Source organism: Nocardia sp. NBC_00511, assembly GCF_045161165.1.
Lineage (GTDB): Bacteria > Actinomycetota > Actinomycetes > Mycobacteriales > Mycobacteriaceae > Nocardia.
Window position 1 is genome coordinate 5,163,692 of record NZ_CP107849.1, and the last position, 16,512, is coordinate 5,180,203.

Sequence of the window (16,512 nt, forward strand, 5' to 3'; positions counted from 1 at the left end):
ACATCATTTATATGAATGCTTTATGCATCGTTCCGAACACAGGAGGTTTCCATGACTAAGGGCTACTGGGTCAGTGTCTACCCCGCCATTTCCGACCCTGAGACGCTGACTGCCTACAACAAGCTGGCCGGTCCGGCTGTCCAGGCAGGTGGCGGGCGCGTCCTGTCCCGCGGAGGTCGAGTCGTCGCCCACGAGGCCGGAATCACGCAAAAGGTTGTTCTGATCGAGTTCGACAGCTTCGAACAGGCCGTCGCGGCATACGAGAGCGAGGCATACCAGAAGGCGCTGGTGGCGCTCCCCGACGGCGTCGAGCGCGACTTCCGCATCATCGAAAGCATCGACTAACCGGCGGGCTCAGCCATCGCTGAGCATCGCTCACCTGAAACGCACACGGTGCTGAACGTAGCGGCGCACCGTGTGGTGTCACAGCCGACCAGTTCGGCGGGTGCTATCGGTCGAGTTGGGCTTGGAAGATGGCTCGGTTGAAATAGGCGCGGGCTTCGTGAATGAGTCCGTTGTCATCGAGGTCATAGATGTTGATCCCCGACCAGTTCACCGGGGTTCCAGTGGTGGTGACCGCCGCTCCGGACCAGCAGACCGCGACCGCGTTGCCGACCGTGTGGGCTTCGCGCGGGGTCAGGCCGAGGAACGGGCTGAAATTCGGCAGCACCGAGGCGATGAACTCGCGGATCGCGGGGCGGCCGACGATCGGCGGCTCACCGACCGGATCATGGAACACGCCGTCGACGGCGAAGGCATCGGCCCAGGCATCGGCATCAGCGGATTGGGATGCGGCGAAAAACTGCATCACGGCGGCGGGCATGGCAGGCATGGTCATCGGGGAATCTCCTGGGTTGATAGTGGTGGGAAAATCGTTGGCATTCACGCTGCTACTGGGGTGCGGTGGTGTCGGTCGTAGCGTCGCGCGAAGGGCAGAACCGTGAGGCCGGTGACGGCGAGCAGCGCCTGGAGCGCGCACACGCCCGCCCAGCCGAGGCCGGCGTAACAGGCGCCCGCCGCGGCGGCGCAGATCGCGCCGCTGAGAAAAACCGCGACCATGTAGACGGTATTGGCGCGGCTGCGTGCCTCGGGCAGGTAGGCGAAGATGCGCGCTTGGTTGGCGATCTGGCTCCACTGCACCGCGACATTGACCGCGACGATCGCCACGATCATCGACGCGAGCACGGTCCGACCGAAGGCATAGGCTCCCGCCGAGACCAGGGCCAGCACCAGCGCGGCGGTGATGATCGGCAGCGGGCCGCGCCGGTCTATGAACCGTCCGGCCCACGGTGCGGCGAACGCGCCCGCCAGTCCCAGCACACCGAACAGCCCGGCGGCCGCGGTGCCGAAGTGATACGGGTCGTGGGTGAGTACGAGGACCAGCGAGGTCCAGGTGGCGTTGTAGGCACCGAACATGCTGGCGTGCAGCAGGCACGACTGCCGTAACGCCGGCTCGCTGCGCAACAGCCGCGGCAGGGACGCCAGCAATTGCCCGTACCCGATCGTGTTGGTGCGGTCGGGTTCTCGCGGAATCAGAGCTACGGTCAGCAGCCCCGATGCTGCGGTCAACACGGCCGCGAGTACGTAGACCGCCCGCCACCCCAACGCTTCACCGACCGCGCCGCCGATCACCCGGGAGCCGATGATGCCGGTCATCAGCCCGATCTGGACTCCGGCCACCGCCGAGGCTCGCCGCTGCGGCGGGGCGAGTTCGGCGGCCAGCGGCACGAGAACCTGCGGGACCACGGTGAATCCGCCGACCAGCACCGCGGCCGCGGCCAGCAGCGACAGGCCCGGCGACAGCGCGGCCAGCAGCAGCGCGAGCACCGTCGCGGCCAGCATCACCATCAGCAGCGGCCGTCGTCGGCGCACATCACCCAGCGGTACCAGGAACAAGATTCCCGCGGCATAGCCGAACTGAGCGCACGTCACCACCAACCCTGCCGACGACGGTGCGATCCCGAGTGCACGGGCGAACAACGTCAGCAACGGTTGTGCCAGATACACATTCGCCACCGTCACGCCACTGCAGATCGCCATCACCGCGAATAGCAGCGGAGGCACCTTCGTTCCGGCACCGGCGCCGAGCCGGGCTGCCGCGGGGGGGTGAGTCGAGGTCATCAACATCTCCAAACCGAGCGAACTAGTTAGTTCGGATAGTAGGAGCCGACGGCCTTCGATGTCAAACGAACCGGTTCGTTACAATTTTGGCTGTGGCATACGACTCAGCGGCAACCAAGGAACGCATCCTCACCGCCGCGGCGACCGAGTTCGCCGCCTATGGCGTCGCGGGCGCGCGGGTAGACCGCATCGCGGCTACCGCGAAGGCCAATAAGCGGGCCATATACGACTACTTCGGCGATAAGAAGGCGCTGTTCGGTGCCGTGCTGGAACGACTGCTGACCGAACTCGCCGAAGCTGCCCCACCCCGCGACGACGAAGACCTCGACGCCTACGCCGGCGCTTTGTTCGACTACCACCGCGCTCATCCCGAAGCCCTGCGGCTGCTTCTGTGGGAAGCGCTCGAACTCGGCGACGAACCGGTCCCCGACGAACAGGCACGCACCGAGCACTACCTCGACAAGATCCGCGCCACCGAAACGACCACCGGTGACGACGACCCGCGAGCACTGCTGTTCTTCACCCTCGGCCTGGTCGGATGGAGCCTGGCCATGCCGCAATTGCGGCGCATGGTCCTCGGACCCGACTACCCGCTGGACCGGTTGCGCGACTCCGTCTCCTCGGCGGTTCGGACGCTGTCCAACCCATCACACGACTCCGCGCGAGTGCAGGGGAAATCTCATGTCCGGGGGTCCCGGCCTGGTGATGTCGCGTAATCAACTGTCGCGGGTTCGTCGGGCTGGGAGGGGCTCTCTGGCCGCGGGAATGCGGCCAGCCCCACTGGATTGCCTATGGAACTGTAAAGCCTTCTGGCGCAGGTCAATTCCGTTGTATTCGTATCTACGGATATGTCGTAGCCGTGCAATAGCATTCGCCGAGAACCAAGCGGACACAGTTCGACGAGCGAGACGGAACAATGCCACATCATGAGCAAGCCCAGCCCGGACCCGATGCGGTTGGAGCATGAGCGAGGACCAGCTCGCCGCCCTGGCGAATCTCACCAGAGTGTTGTCTTGTATCGGGCCCACGTGCGGGGACTCCATCGACTGGGGTGCAGCGGAGCAGGTCTACGGAATCTCCTTCCCGGCCGACTACCGAGCCTTCATCGCGGCCTTCGGCAGCGGCGGGATCGAGGATACGGTCGGTGTCTTCACACCCGCTGTCTCTTCGGCCGAGCCACAGATTGCCAAAGTCTCGAGGCTTTCCGAGACAGCGCTCGCCGCCGAACAAGTGAGCAATTGGGCACCCGCCGACCAAGGCCGGTATCGGCTGGAGGACCTGCTCATCTGGGGCGGAACAGCCGCGGCCGATACTTTGTGCTGGGTCACCACAGACCCGGACCCGGACCAATGGCCGGTTGCGGTCTACACACGCATGAATCTCGAGTGGACCGTATACCCGTGCGGTATGGCCGAATTCCTACTTACGCTCCTCCGCGATCAATGGCACCCATACCCGATCAGCGACACCTCGCTCCGGCACGACACGCACGCGCGCTTCCTGCACGACAAGGACAAGGCAGCCGCATACGAAGCGGGCCGTTACCCTTGGGAGTAAGTGATCCGAGCGACCTGCGCCGCTCGTGGCGGGGGCGAATCTTCCAGTCGCCGTGCCATTTCCGCGATGGCCGCGCGTAGTACCCGATACGGGCGCAGGAACAGTGTCACGTGGGTCAGCTCGCCGGACTCGGAGAGCTCCTCCCGCAGCACCCCCTGCAGTTCCTCATCGGCGAACCGTGCGGCGAAGGCGAATATCCCTTGCGGCCCGTCGGTCCACTGTCGGGTCTGGTGCACCGAGTCGAGCACGGTAGCGATCGTGGCCAGCAGGTGTGCCGCACGGTCCCGGCCGTGGTAATCGGCGACCGGACTCGAGAAGGTCGCGTCCTCGGCGAGCAAGGCCGGCAGATGTGTGGGGTCTTTTAATTGCCACACTTGCAGCACCAAGCTGTCAGTCATGCCTCTATTTTAGAGGCAAACTGGGCGCTGTGCCAGCCTCGCTGTGCCAGAGCTGAGCCTCCGGACGGCGGGCGTCAGCCTTCCGGGTGTCCGTCGTAGACACGGATTTTGTACTCGGTGGTCTCGAGCGCCAGGCCGAGCTCACGGATCTGCCGCATGATCCGGTTTCGCTGGTCGAGCATGATGCGGCGACGTTCTGGAATGGTGCTCGGACCCTGCTCGACGAGCATGATGTAGCGCTTGAGGTCGGTCATTGTCATGCCGGACAGGCGCATTCGGGTGAGGAAGACCAGGCGGCGCAGGTCGAACGCGGAGTACTCGCGGTAACCGGAGGCGTTGCGCGCGGGCCGCACGAGTCCCTCCTGCTCGTAGTACCGGAGGGTGTGCGTCGACAGCCCGACGAGCCGGGCGGCCTCGGCGACACTCTTGGGCATCGCCGAGTCTTCGATCGTGGCGTCGTCGAGCAGCTCGTGCAGTGCGTCGATCGCCGACGATGATGGCCCGTCGCCGGCGGCGAGGATGCGTTCGATCAGCGCTTCAGTGGCCATGGCGCACAGCGTAGTTCGATCAGAACGCGCGCACAGCGGGCGCCATGCCCGGATAGTCCGCCGACTCGCTCACAGCCGCCCATTTCTCGACATCGTCGAGCGCACCACGGTAGACGCGGGTGAGATTGCGAACCGCCTCGGCGCCCAATGGGAGCCGCAGCGGCGCGTCGGGGTGTTCGAGCATGTCGCGGATCACCCGGGCGGCGCGTGCCGGGTCGCCCTCCTGGCGGCCGTCGGCCTCGGCCATGTTCACGCGCACGGCACCGATGACCTCGTCGTAGATCGAGCTTCGCTGCGCTGTCTCGAGCACGTCGGCGGCGTTGAACGCGGTGCGGAAGCGACTGGGCTCAACGATGAGGACGCGGATCCCGAATGGTGCGACCTCGCCCGCGAGCGCCTCCGACCAGCCCTCGAGCGCGAACTTGCCTGCCGAGTAGCTGCCGACGGCGGGGAACGACATCCGCCCGCCCTGGCTGCTCATCTGCACGATCGCACCCGAGCGACGCCCCCGGAGGTGGGGCAGCACGGCACGCACATACGCGGCCGGGCCGAACAGGTGTTGCTCGAGCATGGCCCGCAGCGCGGTATCGGTGATCTCCTCGGCGGCGCCGACTTGTCCGGTGCCGGCATTGTTGACGAGCACGTCGACGCGCCCGAACACCTCCAGCGCCTGCTGCACGACCGCGGCAGCTCCCGCCGTGTCACGCACATCGTGCTCGACGGCGAGGAACCGATCCCCGTACCGCGCCTCGAGCCCGGCGAACCGGTCGACCCGTCGCGCGGTCCCGATCACCTGCTCACCAGCCTCGAGCGCCACCTCGGCAAGCGCCCGACCCAGGCCCGAACTCGCGCCCGTTATGAGCCAAGTCTTCGTCTCGTTCGTCATGGCCCCGACGCTAAAGGTTCGAGCGCGCTCGAAGGCAAGCCCCGCTCAGGCTCGGCCCTCCTCTTCTGGTCGGCATCGAGCCGAAATGGCCTGTGTCCAAGCACATTCGATCGATTGTGGGTAGCCGGAGGGGTGGGCGCCGGGTCCGAGGTCACAGTTAGTCGAGACTGCTGACCACGCGGAACCGGCAGCGCCGATATCCGCGCCCGAGTCCGACTGTGGGACAGCGAACTCCTCCCCGATCCCGACTCCTACGCCCCCGAACTGCCAGGACGGCATCAGTAGGTCCCAGTTATCGACTGGGTGTGGGAGCGCCAGTCACTTGACGGATTCCGGGCGGGTTCGTGCTTCGTAGCGTCATCGATCAGCAGGGAACCTACGAGCAGGAGAACAGATGATCCCGAGTTATTCACTCGCTGGCTACATAGGCGAATCATGACGTCGTTCATTGGTGAATCTCGACGGCGGTCACAGCCAGCTGGATGCCGTATCGGCGAAAGCTGACGTCACGATCGGACTTGACACCCGCTGTGGCCGTTTCGAACCGCGCACTATGCGGCAGAATAGTGCGTTCGAGGCCACGGCCAGGCGTCTTGGAGAACTTCACACGAGGCGGACGAGGATGGCTGCCAGCTCGCGCGCTTGTAGGACGACACCCACGTGTCCCGCCGCCAGATTGTGGACGTCGAACGGGTTGTTCGGTGTGAGATGGTCGGCGTCGTCGATCATTTTCGTAGCAAGTGCCGGAGAGATCACGTTGTCTCGGGTGAGGCGGATGTAGCTGCGGGGTATCCGTCCCCAGGTGTCGGCTTCTACGCGGGCGTCGGCGAAGCTGGTCTGCGCCCCGTCTTCGGGCTGCATGCCGTAGTTGATCAGCATCAATGTCTGTTCCAGGGTGGCTTCGGGCATGTTGGTCCGCCGAAACTCTTCCAGTGCCAAGGGGTCTGGGGAACGGAGATTGAACCGGATGAGGCCGCGGGATACTGGTTCCATTCCCAGAAACAGCGAGTGCTCGGTGTCCGGGACCGGCACATCTTTGAGGGCCTCCGAGGTCTGGCTCAGCGCCATCGCGCTGGGTGCATCTGGCGTGGATGGACAGAATGCGGAGAGGTAGACCAGGCTGTGGATGGCCTCGGGTATGGCATTGCCGACCAGACCGATCGTGATGCCCCCGAGGCTGTGCCCCACCAGGATGACGGGTCCGTGCCGCCGTACCTCCTGCAGTACCTCGATCACGTGGGCGACGTTGTCTTGCACGGTAATCGCGGCCATCGGGGACGAGGATGCGGCGAAAGCGGCAATGTCCTGCGCCTGGTAGGTAAGCGGTATCGAGGCGTCGAGTCCGTGTCCGGGTAGATCCACCGGCAGGCTGCGGTAGCCAAGCAAGGCGAGTTCACGAACCACTGGTGCCCAATAGAAGCTATTGCTGGTCAGGCCGTGCACAAACACGAATGTCGGAGCGGCGGTTGCTGTTTCGGCATCGAGACGGGCGGGATCGGTCATCGGGTTCCTTCCGGAGTACAACATTCAGTCTGCGCCGAACGGTAGATCCCTTTCGGCGATGTTCAAGGTGAATGGCTGAGGAAGCGGCTATTCGCACAGCTAGGCTGGGTATCGAGAATGCAATGACCGTGCCGTGGAATGCACGAGCGAACAGTGAATTTGCAATGAGCTGCCGCTGAACGCATGTCGGCGCGGAACGGTGACGTCGAAGGGGAACCACACTGATGCCGGGAGCCAGGCTTACCTTGCAGGAACGGGAATGCATCGCCGCGGGACTGGCCGAGGGATTGGGATACACCGAGATCGCGCGTCAGCTCGAGCGTCCGGCCTCGACGGTCGGCCGCGAGGTGAGCCGTAACGGTGGTCCGAGCCGGTACCGCGCCGACAGAGCACACCGGGCAACGACAACACGATCGCGACGAAGTCGGACAACCGCGCCTCCGCGATCGGCGTCAGCGCCCACAGCCGAGTCCAACCGTGACGATGCCGTGCTTGCCTTCGCGGTCCATTTTACCGATTTGTTCGTATACGACGGGATGCCTCGAATGCAGGCGCGAGTGCTGACCTGCCTGCACCTCACCGATTCGGGCAGCCTCACCGCCGCCGAATTGGTACATCGCCTCGGCGTGAGCCCGGCTTCGATCTCGACGGCTATAGGTGCACTCGAGCAGCGGGATCTTATTCGCCGGGAGCGCGATTCGCCACGCCGCGACCGCTACTACATCGACGATCGAACCTGGTACCGCACCACGCTCAACCTTGCCCGTGCCTCCGAGGAAAAGTTCAAAGCTGCCCGCCGCGGCGCCGAAGTTCTCGGCGCAACGACTCCCGCGGGCCTGCGCCTGACCGAAATCGCCCGATACCTCGACTATCTCGGCCGCGAGATGGTCCAAGCCGTTGAACGGTGGCACACAACGGGGGCGCAACCCGGCGACGGCTGATACACAGTGGCTCAACAACACACCCATTCCCAACCACACTCAATTCGGCTACTTAAGACTGGTGGTAGGACCGAAGCTCGGCCAAGCTTTGGTCCAGGTGCCCGGTGAGATGCTCCCTTAATCGGCTGCCCACCATCGTGATCGGTGTGGCTCTCTCATGGCATGCCTCTCACCGGGCACCGCGCGGCACGGAGTGGCTGAAAAGGGGTCTGCCCAGGCTCGAAGTAGCGGTGCCCTCCCTCGCCGACAACCCATGCCAGCCAGGGAGGACACCGATGACGATCATCGCGATGGATCCACACAAACGCTCAGCCACGATCGAGATCATCAACGACACCGGGAGTGTTCTCGCTGTCGGAAGATACGGCACCGACAAGACCGGTTACGCCGAAATGCTCACCGCCGGAAGGAAATTCCAGAACCGGGTGTGGGCGGTGGAAGGCAGCAATGGTATCGGCCGGCACATCGCCCGCCGCCTGGTCCACGACGGGGAAACCGTCCTGGATGTCCCCGCGAAACTCTCGGCCCAGGTGCGGGTGTTCGCCACCGGCAACGGCCGCAAAACCGATCCCGTCGACGCCCATTCGGTCGCGATGGCCGCACTGCACTCACCCAATCTTCGACGAGTCGAGACCGACCCGGAGCTGGTGATGCTGGGCATGCTCGCGGACCGACGCGACGAACTCGGCCGGGCCCGCACTCAAACAGTCAACCGCCTGCACCGACTGTTGCTCGAGCTTTTCCCTGGTGGAGCCAAGAAATTTCTGTCCGCGATGCAGGCACGCGCACTCGTCGCGACGATCAAGCCACGTGATCCGGTCGGCAAGACCCGCCGCCGGCTGACGGTCGAGTTGATCGCCGAACTCGAGGGCATCGACCGCAAGATCAAGGCCGCGGACGCCGAACTGCGGCAGTTGGTCACCGACCGCGGATCCACCCTGATGGACCTGCACGGCATCGGACCCTCCAGCGCCGCAAGACTTCTCGCCGATGTCGGTGATATCCACCGGTTCCGGGACCGGAATCGGTTCGCGTCCTGGAACGGCACCGCCCCCTTGGACGCGTCCTCGGGAGAGCAACAACGACACCGTCTTTCCCGGGCCGGGAACCGGCGCATCAACCGAGTCCTGCACGTCATGGCCGTTGTCCAACTCCGCCATCGCACCACCGGCCGCGCATATTTCGACGCCCGCAAAAGCGCGGGGAAAACCTCGATGGAAGCGATGCGCTCACTCAAACGACAACTGTCCAACGTCATTTTCCGTCGCATGCTCGCTGACCAGCGGCGACGTGAAAAGGCAAGCCCGGGAGGGCACTCGGGAACGACTCTTGATTCCAGCGTGACCGGCCTGACCCCGCACACCGATCCTTCGGAAAAGCCACTTCCCGGACCTGCCAACACCCAGGCTAACCCGACACCGGCTGGGGTGTCTTGACATAAAGGGGAGCCTACTTAGCGCGCACTTGAGTCCACCGAAGCCAGCTACAGCCTCCGAAGCACGGATCAGCCAGGGATGTGCCCGATGGGCTGTCCCCACGACCCCGAGGACTCGAACCTACCGCTTCATACGATCGCTGGGTTGGCACCCCAGCGATCGCACTGTCCCACTGCGTCCCGCTTGGTTCGCCGAGAACCACCTGGTAGCAAAGCATTTCACAGTATCGGCGCGCCAATCAGGCGCGGGCATCTCGGGAAGTTGCCAAATCCGTTGCCAGGGACCTCAACAAAAGCTGAGGGCGGTCCTGAACCAACCGGTCAGGACCGCCCTCGTTTGTAGCGGGGACAGGATTTGAACCTGCGACCTCTGGGTTATGAGCCCAGCGAGCTACCGAGCTGCTCCACCCCGCGTTGGGTGAGGACTACGTTATCGGGTGGGTGGGGTAGACGCCTAATCGGGTGGTCAGGGGGGTGATTTGGGGGGATTGGGGGTGGGGGCGGTATCTGCGAGGTGTCGGTTGGGCGACGGAACGGTGGAGGTGGGCACGTCGGGGTGAAGTCGGGGGTGGGGGGCGGGATGCTGGCACGACCGAGTCGTGGGCTGGCTCCGGGTGAAGGGAGTGGGTCGATGGGGTTGCGGCGGCGGCAGGTGTTGGCGGGGATCGTGGGGGTCAGTGGATTACTGGCGGCGGGGAGTGCGCCGGTGGTGCTGGTGGGGCCGCATCGGGTGCCGAAAACGGCTCGGATTGTATTGCCGCTCAACGCTGATGGTGGGGAGCTTTCCGCTCGGCAGGTGGCTCGGGTCGACGCTGTCGACGGGACTTTGACGACTGTCAGTTGGGTCGACGAGAACGGGCGGGCGATGCCGGGCGGGTTCAGCGCGGACCGCAGGAGCTGGACGGGGGCCGAACCGCTCGGGTACGGGCACACTTTCACCGTCAACGCGGTCGCCAACGGCGAGACCGGGGACGTCACCGCCGGGGCGGTGTTCACCACCGTGCAGCCGGACACGTTGACCGGGGTTTCGTTGCGCTCCAACGATCTCAACGAACTCGAGGCGGACGGCACCTACGGGGTCGGGCTGGTGTTGGTCGCGCATTTCGACGAGGTGGTGGACAAGGCGGCGGCCGAGCGGGCCTTGCAGGTCAGCAGCGAGCCCGCGGCACCGGCCGGAGCGTGGTACTGGCTCGACGACCGCAACGCGCATTGGCGGCCCGAGCACTATCACGCGCCGGGCACGCGAATTACCTTGGCGGCCAATCTGTTCGGGGCACGACTCGGCGATGGGCTGTACGGGCAGGATGATCAGCGGGTGACGGTGACGATCGGGCCCGCGCACGTGGCCATCGCCGACGACAACACCCATCAGGTCGAGGTGTTCGAGAACGGGAATCTGGTGCGGACCATGCCCACCTCGATGGGGCGCGGTGGAACCGCGGTGATCGGTGGGCGGGTGCTGTCGTTCTGGACGCATCCCGGCGTCTACACGGTGCTGGACAAGAAGCGGGTCGTGAAGATGGACTCGTCGAGTTACGGGCTGCCGGTGAATTCCGGGCTCGGCTACCGCGAGGACATCAGCAACGCCGTTCGCATCAGCCATGACGGGATCTACCTGCACGAGTTGGCGGCGACCGTGTGGGCGCAGGGCAATACCGACGTCTCACACGGGTGCCTCAACCTCAGCCCGGACGACGCCGGGTGGTTCTTCGACTTCGCCAACCCGGGCGACATCGTCGAAGTGCGCAACACCGGCGGCGACCCGCTCGACATCTGGCAGGGCGGCGACTGGACCATCGCCTGGCCCGACTGGCAGCACGGCAGCGCCCTGGCCTGATCGGCGCTGCCCGGGGCCGAAAGACTCAGCAGTGCGCGGACTTCCAGGTGGACAACTTGCCCAGCAGGATGTTCGCCGCGTCGGAGTTGATCTGATCCTCACCCTTCTTCTGCAGGTGGCCGACGATGACCGCGTTCACTTGCGCGAACGGGGCGATGATCTCGGTGGGTGCGGACGTGCGGAACTTGTTGAGCCGCAGCATCGCGGCGCTCGGGTCCGAGGGCTCCTGGCCCTGCTGCAACTGGTGGGCCAGATCGATCTCGTAGCCGACCTCGGTGCACGCGTCACCGGTGCCACCGGGCTGGGCGGCCGCCGACGTGGTCGCGGTGGTCTGCGCCGCGACGGTCGCCGACGCCTTCGCCTCGGTGGTCGCGGCGGACTTGGTGTCGTTGTTGCAGGCGCTGAGGGTCAGCGCGGCGAGCACTACGGCGGTGCAGGCAAAACCGGTGCGGAACAAGATGTCTCCTCGGAGGCTCGGTGCGGCCCGGAACGTTCGGCCGCAGCGCGCGTCAGTCTGGTTGCCCGCACTAACGGTTCACTAACGAACGAACAAACACCAGGTAGACACCCATCCGGTCAGGACCGGACGCGACCGGACAGCACCTCGAGACCGTCGCCCGCGAGATCGGTGAGGGCCGCGGCACGACCGGCCAGACTCATGGCCAGCGCCTCGCCGGGACCGCGCACCTCGGGGCCGTGGCCGTGCTGCCACTCGGCATCGGTGGCGACCAGGCGCAGACCTGCCATCCGTTTCGGCGCTCCGGTGAACGGATCGGGATTGTCGAGCAGCGCGAGCAGCCGATCGGACGGAATCTCCCGGACGCGACCCAGCGGACGCCGAATGTCCTGCTGGTGAATCACCAAGTCCACGAACGACAATCGGGGCAGCAGTGCCGCACCCAGGCCGCCGTTCACCGATTCCTCGACCCGGGAAAGCAATTCCTCGGTCGACCAGCTCGAGGCGCGATCGACCTGCACGGCGTTGATCCGCTCCAGCGATCCCCGGCCGCGCACACCGTCGGCCAGATAGGTGGCGGCGGGCATCGAATCGTGCAGCAGATGAGCAGCCACATCCCGCACTCGCCAACTGCCACACAGGGATTGGGCGTCCCACTCCGCCGGGGTCAGGGTGCGCAGCAACGCCAGCAGGTCGGCACGCTCCTGCCGGATGAGTGGACGCAACTCGGAACCGCCGAGCAGCGCGGTCGCGGAAGCCAAGGGTGAACGCATACGCCGATCTTCTCCTTATATAAGGGCTTACGGAATACCGGCGCTTACACACTCAGCCGAAAGAAGTTCCCGAGGCTCACGCTGCCATGCCCGCTTGTCAATGAACCGACGCACCGACCTGTGAAACCACCCCTTCGAACCGCGCACAGTGTTCACTATGTGAACGCGATATCGCAGTTTCCGTGCGGCCGCGGCCCGACGAAAGGACCGACCCGATGCCCGCTGCACCCGACCCCACCGGGTCGGTGACCCGCCGGGCCGAGCGTCGAGCCGCCACCGTGGCCGAGATCAAAGCGCACGCCCGCCACCAACTCTCCACCGAGGGCACCGGCGGGCTGTCCATGCGCGGTATCGCCAGAGCCATGCGCATGTCCCCGGCCGCGCTGTTCCGCTACTTCGACAGCCAATCCGCGCTGATCACCGGGCTGCGCGTCGACGCCTACGACGAACTCACCGACGCGATCACACAGGCCCAGCGGTCCGCCGACCCCGAGCCCTTCGCGCAGTGGCAGGCGGTGTGCATCGCGACCCGACGCTGGGCGCTCGACCACACCGCCGATTTCGCATTGATCAACGGCACGCCCATCCCCGGTTTCGAACCCCGGCCCGTGGACACCGGACCGGGCGCGGGACGACTGCTCGGCGTCGTCTCGGCGGTGTACCTGACGGCGATTTCGGCGGGCGCGGCCGATCCGGCAGCCACCCAGGTTCCGTCTTTGAGCGCGGGCCCGCTGCTGACCTCCCTGCTCGGCACGGACACGGTTCCCGACAGTCCGGTGCCGGGGATCGTGCTCAATGCCTGGGCGTCGATCCTGGGTTTCATCGGCGCGGAGGTGCTCGGCAGTCTGGGCGCGCTGATCTCCGACACCGACGCCCTCTACGAGGCGCACCTGCGGACGGTCATGCACGGCATGGGATTCACCGTGTGACGGTCACCATGAAGTTGCTCACGGCCGACTCTGCCACGTCGGCCGGGAGCAGTAGTGCACTCCCCCAACATTATTCGCGTCAACAACACGCAAGACCGAGGGCGATCGGACAACTGGGACTACCCCGGCTATCCGATCGCCCTCGGTGGAACTGACTGCGGTAAAAGCTATTTCGGCGGTCCGGCGTCCACTAGCGAGTCGGGATCGCGATTCCACACGCCTCGAACGCCGCCTTCGCCTTCGCGATTTGATCATCCGTCGGCTTCCCCGACGGACGTTCGAGGGTCAGGCCCTGATCGGTGAGGCACTGGCGCTGCTGGTCGGTGAGTTGCGGACGCTGCGGCTTCGGGATGCCGCAGGCCTGGAATGCCGCCTCCACCTTGGCAATCTGATCATCGGTCGGCTTGCCCGCCGGGCGGGAATCCCGGGTGATGCCGTGATCCGCCAGGCACTGCCGCTGATCGTCGGTGAGCTGAAGGTGCGTGCCCTGACCGTCGGCCGGAGCGGCCGACGCGGTACCGGCGCCCAGGCCCGCGGACAGGGTGACCGCGGCCGCGGCGACAGCCAGGAACGAGAAGCGGATGATCCGCATCGGATACTTCCTTTCATCGATGTCGCCGCCAGCCGCGACGACCACCGAAGTCTCGGCAGCGGGGCTGGCGGGTGTGTGAAGAGTTCCTTGCGATTTCCTGGCGACGCCGACGGATTCACAGGAAGACGTCAGCAAACCTTCAGGTGGTCGCGAATATCGCGCGAAAGGGTCGGCTCATGCGCGAACCGACCACAGCGGCACCGGAATCGGACAGCCGTCCCCCAGGCACGCATTCGCCCCTCGTGCTGGTCGTCGACGACGAGGAGAACATCGCCTATCTGGTGGGCACCGGCCTGCGCATGGCCGGATACCAGGTGCGCACGGCATCGTCCGGCCGGGAGGCGCTGGAGGCTGCCGACGCCATGCGACCGGACGCCATCGTGCTCGACATCATGCTGCCCGACGACGACGGCTACACGGTGCTGCGGCGCCTGCGCGGAAGAGGTTGCGAGGCACCGGTTCTGTTCCTCACCGCGCGTTCCGACACCGCCGAACGCGTGCACGGCCTGACCAGTGGCGGCGACGACTACATCGTCAAACCGTTCGTCCTCGAGGAGGTCGTCGCCCGCGTCCAGGTCGCGCTGCGGCGCAGCGGGACCATCGCCGACCTGCCCGCGCAACGCCGGGTGGCCGACCTCGTCCTCGACGACCAGGCCCATCGCGTCTGGCGCGGTGCCGACGAAATATATTTGACCGCAACAGAATTCACCCTGCTGCGCTGCCTGATGAGCAATACCGGCCGGGTCGTGACCCGCGGCCAGATCCTCGACCATGTCTGGCAGTACAGCTTCGAAGGCGAATCGGCCGTCATCGAAACCTTCATCAGCAGCCTGCGCAAGAAACTCGATCGCGGCGGACCCAAACTCATCCACACCGTGCGCGGCGTCGGCTACGGCATCCGGGAACCCTGATGTCGCTGGCCCGGCGACTGACCCTGGCGCTGGTCGCGCTGACGCTGACACTGCTGGCCGCGAGCAGCGCGGTGGTGATCATCCAAAGGCATTATCTGGTCGAACAACTCGACGCGCAGATCGTCAAACTCGCCCAGAGCCCTATGGTCGGCATACTGGCCACCCAGCATCCGGTGCGACCGGCGCGCTCGCCCTTGGGTTTCGGCGATATCTATCTCGGAATCCGCGACGCCGACGGAACCCTCACCACCGTGCAGCCGCCGAGCAACGACCCCACGCTCGTCCCCGACCTGACCGGCGTCGACGAATTGCCCACGCCGACAGGGCGGCCCACGGTCTCCGGCAACACCATGATGCGCGTGGTCACCGCCCGGGTCGGCACCGGCACCGTCGTCATCGCCATCTCGGCGCGCAGCGCACTGGACGCCACCGAACGATTGATGACCACGCTGGCCGCGGCGGGCCTGGTACTGGCCCTGGTGGTCGGCTCGATGGTCTTCTGGGTGCATCGGCTCGGACTGGCCCCGATCGCCCGGATGACCGAGGCCGCCGACGCCATCTCAGCGGGCGCTTCCTATCGGCGCATCGAACCCGGTCCGCCCGGCACCGAGGCGGCCCGGCTCGGCAAGGCCCTCAACACCATGCTCGACACCACCCAGGCCACCGAGGATCGGATGCGACGCTTCGTCGCCGACGCCTCACACGAGCTGCGCACCCCGCTCACCACGCTGCGCGGCTACTCCGCGCTGCATTCCGCCGGCAGCGACGCCGATCCGGTGCACGACGCGATGCGGCGCATCAACGACGAGGCGCAGCGGATGAGCCGGATCGTCGAGGCGCTGCTGGATCTCAACGATCTCGACGAACATCGGCTCGCCGAGCGCGAACCCGTCGAGGTGGTCGCAGTCGTCGCGGCCGTGGTGGACGATCTGCGCGTCATCGCGCCCGGACGCCGCATCGAGGTCGACGCCCCGGCCGCCGCGGTGGCCGACGCGGTCCCCGATCGCGTCACCCAGGCGGTGTTGTCACTCGCGACCAACGCCCTGCGCCACACTCCGACCGACGCCCCGATCACCATCCGGGTGCGGGCCGCGAACGGGGTGCGAATCTCGGTCTCGGACAGCGGGCCCGGCATCGCACCCGAACACCTGAACCGCCTCTTCGACCGCTTCTATCGAGTGGACGCCGGACGGGCCCGCAGCGCGGGCGGCAACGGGCTCGGCCTGGCCATCGTCGCGGCGATCATGCACGCGCACTGCGGGGACTACGGGGTCGATTCGCGGCCGGGCAGCGGCAGCACCTTCTGGATCGAATTCCCGGAAATACGAAAGTGGCCCGGAACCTGATGGTTCCGGGCCACTTCGCTAGTAGCGGGGACAGGATTTGAACCTGCGACCTCTGGGTTATGAGCCCAGCGAGCTACCGAGCTGCTCCACCCCGCGTCGGTGAACACAACATTACACACGGGTTTGTCCACGCACCAAATCGGCTGGTCAAGTGGCATTTAGTCGGGGAAACGGTACAGACCGGGCGGGTGCGCCGGGGTGCCGTCAGGCGGGTGGCCGGTAGGTAACCGGAGGGTAGGTCGCGAAAAACCTCCGTCTCGAGCGGTTCGCCCGCGCGT

18 protein-coding genes, 2 tRNA genes and 1 pseudogene are annotated in these 16,512 nt (G+C 65.9%); 10 read left to right on the plus strand and 11 right to left on the minus strand.

Going from position 1 to position 16,512, the window contains the following annotated elements; all coding sequences use genetic code 11:
* Positions 1-51: 51 nt before the first annotated feature.
* Positions 52-345, plus strand: a complete 294-nt coding sequence (locus OG300_RS24275; RefSeq protein ID WP_405485268.1) for a DUF1330 domain-containing protein — start codon at positions 52-54, stop codon at positions 343-345.
* A gap of 103 nt (positions 346-448) precedes the next feature.
* Here OG300_RS24275 and OG300_RS24280 read toward each other — a convergent pair whose 3' ends face one another.
* Both OG300_RS24280 and OG300_RS24285 read right to left on the minus strand, forming a co-directional pair.
* Positions 449-838: a nuclear transport factor 2 family protein gene (locus tag OG300_RS24280; RefSeq protein WP_405485270.1), complete on the minus strand. Its 390-nt coding sequence runs from the start codon at positions 836-838 to the stop codon at positions 449-451.
* A gap of 44 nt (positions 839-882) precedes the next feature.
* Positions 883-2,121, minus strand: coding sequence for an MFS transporter (locus tag OG300_RS24285; protein WP_405485272.1), 1,239 nt, complete (start codon positions 2,119-2,121; stop codon positions 883-885).
* 92 nt (positions 2,122-2,213) lie between these two features.
* On the opposite strand from OG300_RS24285, the gene OG300_RS24290 reads away from it, so the two are divergent.
* A complete protein-coding gene (locus OG300_RS24290) occupies positions 2,214-2,837 on the plus strand; it encodes a TetR/AcrR family transcriptional regulator (protein ID WP_405485274.1) in 624 nt (207 codons plus the stop codon).
* Between the two features lie 247 nt (positions 2,838-3,084).
* The gene (locus tag OG300_RS24295; protein ID WP_405485275.1) at positions 3,085-3,678 is read left to right on the plus strand and encodes a hypothetical protein; all 594 of its coding nucleotides are present in this window, start codon (positions 3,085-3,087) and stop codon (positions 3,676-3,678) included.
* On the opposite strand, the gene OG300_RS24300 is transcribed toward OG300_RS24295, so the two are convergent.
* The 4 genes from OG300_RS24300 to OG300_RS24315 all read right to left on the minus strand — a co-directional run bounded on the left by OG300_RS24300 (position 3,663) and on the right by OG300_RS24315 (position 7,013).
* On the minus strand, positions 3,663-4,076 hold the full coding sequence (locus OG300_RS24300) for a hypothetical protein (RefSeq protein WP_405485277.1): 414 nt from the start codon (positions 4,074-4,076) through the stop codon (positions 3,663-3,665). The genes OG300_RS24295 and OG300_RS24300 overlap by 16 nt on opposite strands.
* Before the next feature lie 74 nt (positions 4,077-4,150).
* Positions 4,151-4,624, minus strand: a complete 474-nt coding sequence (locus OG300_RS24305) for a MerR family transcriptional regulator (protein ID WP_405485279.1) — start codon at positions 4,622-4,624, stop codon at positions 4,151-4,153.
* A gap of 19 nt (positions 4,625-4,643) precedes the next feature.
* Complete coding sequence (locus OG300_RS24310) at positions 4,644-5,510, minus strand: SDR family NAD(P)-dependent oxidoreductase (RefSeq protein WP_405485281.1); 867 nt, start codon at positions 5,508-5,510, stop codon at positions 4,644-4,646.
* Positions 5,511-6,113: 603 nt separating this feature from the next.
* Entirely contained in the window at positions 6,114-7,013 is a 900-nt protein-coding gene (locus OG300_RS24315; RefSeq protein ID WP_405485282.1) for an alpha/beta hydrolase, read from the minus strand.
* A gap of 224 nt (positions 7,014-7,237) precedes the next feature.
* On the opposite strand from OG300_RS24315, the pseudogene OG300_RS24320 reads away from it, so the two are divergent.
* The 3 genes and pseudogenes from OG300_RS24320 to OG300_RS24330 all read left to right on the plus strand — a co-directional run.
* Positions 7,238-7,315: pseudogene (locus OG300_RS24320) on the plus strand (MarR family transcriptional regulator); the annotation flags it as partial.
* A 186-nt stretch (positions 7,316-7,501) separates the two neighbouring features.
* Positions 7,502-7,954: a GbsR/MarR family transcriptional regulator gene (locus OG300_RS24325; RefSeq protein ID WP_405498644.1), complete on the plus strand. Its 453-nt coding sequence runs from the start codon at positions 7,502-7,504 to the stop codon at positions 7,952-7,954.
* A 290-nt stretch (positions 7,955-8,244) separates the two neighbouring features.
* Positions 8,245-9,390, plus strand: coding sequence for an IS110 family transposase (locus OG300_RS24330; protein WP_405498645.1), 1,146 nt, complete (start codon positions 8,245-8,247; stop codon positions 9,388-9,390).
* Between the two features lie 339 nt (positions 9,391-9,729).
* Here OG300_RS24330 and OG300_RS24335 read toward each other — a convergent pair.
* Positions 9,730-9,803: transfer RNA gene (locus tag OG300_RS24335), tRNA-Met, on the minus strand.
* A 217-nt stretch (positions 9,804-10,020) separates the two neighbouring features.
* On the opposite strand from OG300_RS24335, the gene OG300_RS24340 reads away from it, so the two are divergent.
* Positions 10,021-11,226, plus strand: coding sequence for an Ig-like domain-containing protein (locus OG300_RS24340; protein ID WP_405485284.1), 1,206 nt, complete (start codon positions 10,021-10,023; stop codon positions 11,224-11,226).
* Between the two features lie 25 nt (positions 11,227-11,251).
* On the opposite strand, the gene OG300_RS24345 is transcribed toward OG300_RS24340, so the two are convergent.
* A complete protein-coding gene (locus OG300_RS24345) occupies positions 11,252-11,683 on the minus strand; it encodes a hypothetical protein (protein WP_405485286.1) in 432 nt (143 codons plus the stop codon).
* A 119-nt stretch (positions 11,684-11,802) separates the two neighbouring features.
* Entirely contained in the window at positions 11,803-12,456 is a 654-nt protein-coding gene (locus tag OG300_RS24350; protein ID WP_405485288.1) for a maleylpyruvate isomerase family mycothiol-dependent enzyme, read from the minus strand.
* A gap of 215 nt (positions 12,457-12,671) precedes the next feature.
* Between OG300_RS24350 and OG300_RS24355 the strand changes: the two genes are divergently transcribed.
* On the plus strand, positions 12,672-13,385 hold the full coding sequence (locus OG300_RS24355; protein WP_405485290.1) for a TetR/AcrR family transcriptional regulator: 714 nt from the start codon (positions 12,672-12,674) through the stop codon (positions 13,383-13,385).
* A gap of 190 nt (positions 13,386-13,575) precedes the next feature.
* On the opposite strand, the gene OG300_RS24360 is transcribed toward OG300_RS24355, so the two are convergent.
* Positions 13,576-13,977, minus strand: a complete 402-nt coding sequence (locus OG300_RS24360; RefSeq protein WP_405485292.1) for a hypothetical protein — start codon at positions 13,975-13,977, stop codon at positions 13,576-13,578.
* Positions 13,978-14,153: 176 nt separating this feature from the next.
* Here OG300_RS24360 and OG300_RS24365 point away from each other — a divergent pair, with 176 nt between their 5' ends.
* Entirely contained in the window at positions 14,154-14,888 is a 735-nt protein-coding gene (locus OG300_RS24365) for a response regulator transcription factor (RefSeq protein WP_405485294.1), read from the plus strand.
* Positions 14,888-16,234, plus strand: coding sequence for a sensor histidine kinase (locus tag OG300_RS24370; protein ID WP_405485296.1), 1,347 nt, complete (start codon positions 14,888-14,890; stop codon positions 16,232-16,234). The genes OG300_RS24365 and OG300_RS24370 overlap by 1 nt, the downstream gene beginning before the upstream one ends.
* A 22-nt stretch (positions 16,235-16,256) precedes the next feature.
* Here the strand turns inward: OG300_RS24370 and OG300_RS24375 are convergent.
* A tRNA-Met gene (locus OG300_RS24375) sits at positions 16,257-16,330 on the minus strand.
* Between the last annotated feature and the right edge of the window lie 182 nt (positions 16,331-16,512).